Origin of the sequence: Mesorhizobium sp. M7A.F.Ca.CA.003.01.2.1, assembly GCF_003998945.1 — a bacterium.
GTDB classification, from domain to species: Bacteria; Pseudomonadota; Alphaproteobacteria; order Rhizobiales; family Rhizobiaceae; genus Mesorhizobium; species Mesorhizobium ciceri.
On the sequence record NZ_RZRA01000416.1, the window covers coordinates 1 to 4,741 of the forward strand.

6 protein-coding genes and 2 pseudogenes are annotated in these 4,741 nt (G+C 63.6%); 6 read left to right on the forward strand and 2 right to left on the reverse strand.

Annotated features, from left to right (window positions below):
- A pseudogene (locus EN969_RS36065) lies at positions 1-271 on the reverse strand (hypothetical protein); the annotation flags it as partial.
- On the opposite strand from EN969_RS36065, the gene ada reads away from it, so the two are divergent.
- The 4 genes from ada (at position 270) to EN969_RS17555 (ending at position 3,067) form a co-directional block, all read left to right on the forward strand.
- Positions 270-1,382 carry a bifunctional DNA-binding transcriptional regulator/O6-methylguanine-DNA methyltransferase Ada gene (gene ada, locus EN969_RS17540; RefSeq protein WP_164758316.1) on the forward strand — a complete coding sequence of 371 codons (1,113 nt, stop codon included), beginning with the start codon at positions 270-272 and terminating at the stop codon, positions 1,380-1,382. The pseudogene EN969_RS36065 and the gene ada sit on opposite strands and share 2 nt — an antisense overlap.
- A gap of 12 nt (positions 1,383-1,394) precedes the next feature.
- Positions 1,395-1,622, forward strand: coding sequence for a hypothetical protein (locus tag EN969_RS17545; RefSeq protein WP_013530734.1), 228 nt, complete (start codon positions 1,395-1,397; stop codon positions 1,620-1,622).
- A 150-nt stretch (positions 1,623-1,772) separates the two neighbouring features.
- Positions 1,773-2,327, forward strand: coding sequence for a methylated-DNA--[protein]-cysteine S-methyltransferase (locus tag EN969_RS17550; protein WP_063168577.1), 555 nt, complete (start codon positions 1,773-1,775; stop codon positions 2,325-2,327).
- Positions 2,324-3,067 (forward strand): 2OG-Fe(II) oxygenase, encoded by a 744-nt coding sequence (locus EN969_RS17555; RefSeq protein ID WP_063168578.1) that lies wholly within the window; start codon positions 2,324-2,326, stop codon positions 3,065-3,067. The genes EN969_RS17550 and EN969_RS17555 overlap by 4 nt, the downstream gene beginning before the upstream one ends.
- Positions 3,068-3,091: 24 nt before the next feature.
- On the opposite strand, the gene EN969_RS17560 is transcribed toward EN969_RS17555, so the two are convergent.
- Entirely contained in the window at positions 3,092-3,691 is a 600-nt protein-coding gene (locus tag EN969_RS17560; protein ID WP_013530731.1) for a dihydrofolate reductase family protein, read from the reverse strand.
- A gap of 103 nt (positions 3,692-3,794) precedes the next feature.
- Here EN969_RS17560 and EN969_RS17565 point away from each other — a divergent pair, with 103 nt between their 5' ends.
- On the forward strand, positions 3,795-4,211 hold the full coding sequence (locus EN969_RS17565; protein WP_024501648.1) for a helix-turn-helix domain-containing protein: 417 nt from the start codon (positions 3,795-3,797) through the stop codon (positions 4,209-4,211).
- 121 nt (positions 4,212-4,332) lie between these two features.
- Positions 4,333-4,741: pseudogene (locus EN969_RS17570) on the forward strand (DNA polymerase IV); the annotation flags it as partial.

The following is a 4,741-nucleotide window of genomic DNA, read 5'->3' on the forward strand; positions in this document are numbered from 1 at the left end:
CTCCAAACGCATACTTGACGTCAGCCGGGGTCTTCCAATCAGCATTCCCGACAGCCACATACCAAGCCGTCAAAGGAGCTTCGGCCTGATTGTGTTTTGCCCAAAAATCCTTCAGCGCCTTCTTGGCAATTATCTGCATGACCTGATATAGCAAATTCCCAAATTGGGAACAAGAGGATTTTCCCAAATTGGGAAAGGCAAGTGAGGTTCTCCAGGCACTTGTCAGGAAACGGGTGGCGGGGCCGGCTTGTGGTGGCTTCAATGCGGTCATGTTCATCACCCTGGCCAAGAATCTGAAGTCCGCGCCGCTGCAAATCACCGACGATCCGCGCTGGGCGCGCATCGTCGCGCGCGACAAATCCGCTGACGGCGCATTCTGGTATTCGGTGGCGACGACGGGCGTCTATTGCCGGCCTTCCTGTCCGTCTCGGCGCGCCAATCCGAAAAATGTGCAGTTGCACGACACGCTGGACCAGGCCAGGGCGACCGGTTTTCGCCCGTGCCGGCGCTGCGATCCACATGGCCCGTCGCTCGAGGCCGGCAACGCGGCGATGGTCGCCGCTGCCTGCCGCAGGATCGAGCAGAGCGAGGAAGAACCCTCGCTCGCTGAATTGGCTGATGCCGCCGGCCGCAGCGCCGGTTATTTCAACCGCATCTTCAAGGCGGTCACCGGATTGACGCCGAAGGACTATGCCGCCGCACACCGCGCCGCCAGGGTCCGCCAGGGCCTGGAAGACGGCACCAGCGTGACGGCTGCGATCTACGATGCCGGTTTCAATTCGAGCGGGCGTTTCTATGAGAAATCCATTGGTATGCTCGGCATGACGCCGACGCGCTATCGCGCCGGCGGCTCCCATGAAGAGATCCGCTTCGCCGTTGGCGAGACCTCGCTCGGCACCATCCTGGTCGCGTCCAGCCAAAAGGGCGTCGCCTCGATCCTGCTCGGCGACGATCCCGACGCGCTGGTGCGCGACCTGCAGGACCGTTTCCCCAGGGCACGGCTGATCGGTGGCGACCGCGACTACGAGGCGCTGGTCGCCCGCGTCGTCGGTTTCGTCGAGGCTCCGGCGCTCGGCCTCGACCTGCCGCTCGACGTCCGCGGCACGGCGTTCCAGCAGCGCGTCTGGCAGGCCTTGCGCGCCATCCCCGCCGGCCAAACGGTTTCCTATGCCGAGATCGCGCATCGCATAGGCGCACCTAAGGCGGCCCGCGCCATCGCCGCCGCCTGCGCCGCCAACAATCTTGCCGTCGCCATTCCCTGCCACCGCGTCATCCGCAAGGACGGCGCACTTTCCGGCTACGCCTGGGGCGCGGAGCGCAAGCGCGCGCTGCTCGACCGCGAGGCAGCGTCCGACAATGCCAACCGGTCGGTACGGGCCTGACGAGGACCGGCAATGCGCGCGATGGCAAGGTCTCCCACCACCGATGCGAACATCCAGACCCAAGCTGCCGGCAGCCGCCGCGCCCCTGACGCGAAATCATGGGTGATGACCGCCATCGGCCAGATGGTCGATGATGGCAAAGCCGAATGGAGCCGCACCGCAACCGGCGAGGTTGAGTTGCGCCTGTCATCAGGCGAAGTGTTCGTGCTGGGCGAAATTTCCGTCACCCGTGTCGCATGACGTCCTCAGGCGAAGTGCCAATGATCCAAATCAGCGCTCTACGGCGCCGTAGAGCACCTGCCTTGGAGATTCGAATTTGAAAGCAAGCATCGGAGTGAGCGCCAATCAGCACGTGGCTAGGGTTCAGGCACAGACAAAGGAGTGAAGGCAATGAACCTCGTACAAACCAATATTCCGGCGACGGTCACCAAGCTCGCCGCCCTCGATATCATAACCTACGCCATCGGCGAATCCCCGATCGGTAAAATCCTGGCGGCACGCAGCGCTATCGGCGTCTGCGCCATCCTGATCGGCTCGGACGCCGACACACTGGAGCGGGATCTTGGCCATCGCTTCCCGGGCAAGCTACTGGTCGAAGACGGGGCCACCTTGCGCGACGATCTCGCGGCAATCGCGCGCTTCATCGAAATGCCTGGCGTCGGCCTCGACCTGCCGCTCGACCTGCGCCGCGGCACGCCATTCCAGCAGCGCGTGTGGGAGGCGCTCCGAGGCATCCCGTGCGGCGCCACCATCACCTACGCCGCGCTGGCCCAGCGCCTCGGCCAGCCGGACGGCGCCCGTGCCGTGGCGACGGCCTGTGCGGCCAACGCGATTGCGCTGGGCATTCCCTGCCACCGTGTTGTCCGCGCCGACGGCACGCTGTCGGGCTACCGCTGGGGCGTCGAGCGCAAGCGCGCTCTGATCGACAAGGAGGCTACGATATGAATGCCCATGCCAGGGTTGCCGCATCGGCGGTTGAAGCTGCTCGGACGCGTGTCGCGGGTTACGACTGGCCCGCCCTTGCCGCCGAACTCGACGGTTTCGGCTGCGCGGTGATCGAGAAATTGCTCTCGCCCGAAGAATGCCGGGAGATCGCCGGCCTCTATCCCAAAGAAGAGCATTTCCGCAGCCACATCCATATGGCCAGGCACGGCTTCGGCAAGGGTGAGTACCGCTATTTCCGCTATCCCTTGCCGGACCTGCTCGGCGGCCTGCGCAGCGCGCTCTATCCCAGGCTGGCCGAGGTCGCCAATCGGTGGAACGAGCGGATGGGGCAGGCTATGCGTTATCCCGCGACGCATGCCGCGTTTCTCGATCAGTGTCATGCCGCCGGCCAGACGCGGCCGACGCCGCTGCTGCTGCAATATGTGCCTGGCGACTTCAACTGCCTGCACCAGGATCTCTATGGCGACCTCGCCTTTCCGCTGCAGGTGGCGATCCTGCTCTCCGAGCCGGGCCAGGATTTCACCGGCGGTGAGTTCGCGCTGACCGAGCAGCGGCCGCGCATGCAGAGCCGGGTCGAGGTGGTGCCGCTGCGCCAGGGCGACGCCGTTGTCTTTGCCGTCCACAACCGGCCGGTGCAGGGCACCAAAGGCAATTACCGCGTCAACCTGCGTCATGGCGTCAGCCGGCTGCGCTCAGGCATGCGCCACACGGTCGGGATTATTTTTCACGATGCGAAGTGAGCAGGGAGAAGATGGAGGTCCCCCTCACCCCGCCGGTGCATAGCGACTGACCACCATGCCACAGTCATAGGTCTTCGAGCCGAGCAGCCGCAGGTTTCTAAAACCGCCCTGATCAAAAATCCGGCGGCCCGCACCCAGCACCGCCGGGTTGATGAAAAGCTGAAACTCGTCGACCAGCCCGGCCGCAATCAGCGCCGACGCGAAACCGGCGCCGCCGAACACGGCCATGTCGCCGCCCTCGCCCGCTTTCAGCGCATTGACTTCGCGCGGCAGGTCGCCGCTGGCCACGCTCGTGCGCTCCCAGGCCGGCTCCCCGGCCGATTGCTTGAGCTTATCACTGAGCACCACCTTGCGGGCGTCGACGATGCGTTGCGCAAAGGCGTAGAACGGATCGTGCGGAAACTTCTTGGCGGCATTGCCCCAATGGGTGAGATAGCCCTCCTGCGCCATCTTGCGGCTGAGCAGGATGGTATCGACGCCTGTGAAGACAGCGTTGAAGTCCTGCTTCAGCTCATCGTCCCAGGCGCTCTCGTCACCCCACTCCCAGAGCTGCCAGGAATGGTCCTCGGTGGCGCCGACAAAGCCGTCGACCGACATCTGCATCTGCAGGACCAGCTTTTTCACCGTCATTCTCCTCACGGCTATCGCAAAACAGTTTACATTTGGAACTGTTGACGCAAGGCCAAAACGATGTCAATAGTAAAGTGATTTAGAAATGGAACCATAGATGGCGACGCGCGAAAAATCCGACTGCCCGATCAACCTGTCGCTCGAACTCATCGGCGACCGCTGGACGCTGCTCATCATCCGCGACATGGTCTTCGCCGGGAAAAAGCACTTTCGCGAATTCCTGCAATCCGACGAAGGCATCTCCTCGCGCACGCTGGCCGAGCGACTGCAAACGCTTCAGGACGAAGGCATCCTCACCAGAAGCGACGACCCGACGCATGGCTTGAGAACGGTCTACCGGCTGACCGAAGCAGGCATCGACCTATTGCCGGTGCTGGCGACGCTCGGCGCCTGGGGCAGCAGGCACCGCAAGGCCGACGAGAGATTGGCCAGGATTGCCAACCAGTTGGCGGCAGGCGGCGAAGCAGCGCTGGAAAAGATGAAAGCGGCGCTGCGAACGGAGCATAGTGTCTAGGCGGTTGCGTTCAAGCCGAACCGGCATGGCTGTTGCCGCACCCAATCGCTCTTCGCTTGACAACCATCCATCTTTGTTCTTTATTTGTTCTATTCTATCAGCAACTGCGGATGTGCGGTCGATGGAAACGACAGCCACCATCCTGCATGCCGATCTCGACGCTTTCTACGCCTCTGTCGAGCAGTTGCTCGATCCGCCGCTGCGCGGCAAGCCGATCGCGGTGGGCGGCGGCGTCGTGCTCGCCGCTTCCTATGAGGCGCGCGCCTTCGGCGTGCGTGGCGGCATGCCGGGGCGCAAGGCGCGCGAACTCTGCCCGCATTTGATCTTCGTCGGCGGCAATTTCAGCCATTACCAGCGGCTGGGCGATGCGGCGATCAAGGTGCTCGACGATTTTACGCCTGTGGTCGAGCGCATTTCCATCGACGAGGCGTTTGCCGACGTCGCCGGCTGCACGCATCTGTTCGGCTCGCCGCAGGAGATCGCGACAACCATCCGCCGCCGCGTACGGGCCGAACTCGGCCTGCCGATCT

Bases quoted from the DNA above. Each gene is read 5' to 3' on its own strand.
- EN969_RS17555 (WP_063168578.1), top strand. From the start codon at position 2,324: ATGAATGCCCATGCCAGGGTTGCCGCATCGGCGGTTGAAGCTGCTCGG.
- EN969_RS17565 (WP_024501648.1), top strand. From the start codon at position 3,795: ATGGCGACGCGCGAAAAATCCGACTGCCCGATCAACCTGTCGCTCGAA.
- EN969_RS17545 (WP_013530734.1), top strand. From the start codon at position 1,395: ATGCGCGCGATGGCAAGGTCTCCCACCACCGATGCGAACATCCAGACC.
- ada (WP_164758316.1), top strand. From the start codon at position 270: ATGTTCATCACCCTGGCCAAGAATCTGAAGTCCGCGCCGCTGCAAATC.
- EN969_RS17550 (WP_063168577.1), top strand. From the start codon at position 1,773: ATGAACCTCGTACAAACCAATATTCCGGCGACGGTCACCAAGCTCGCC.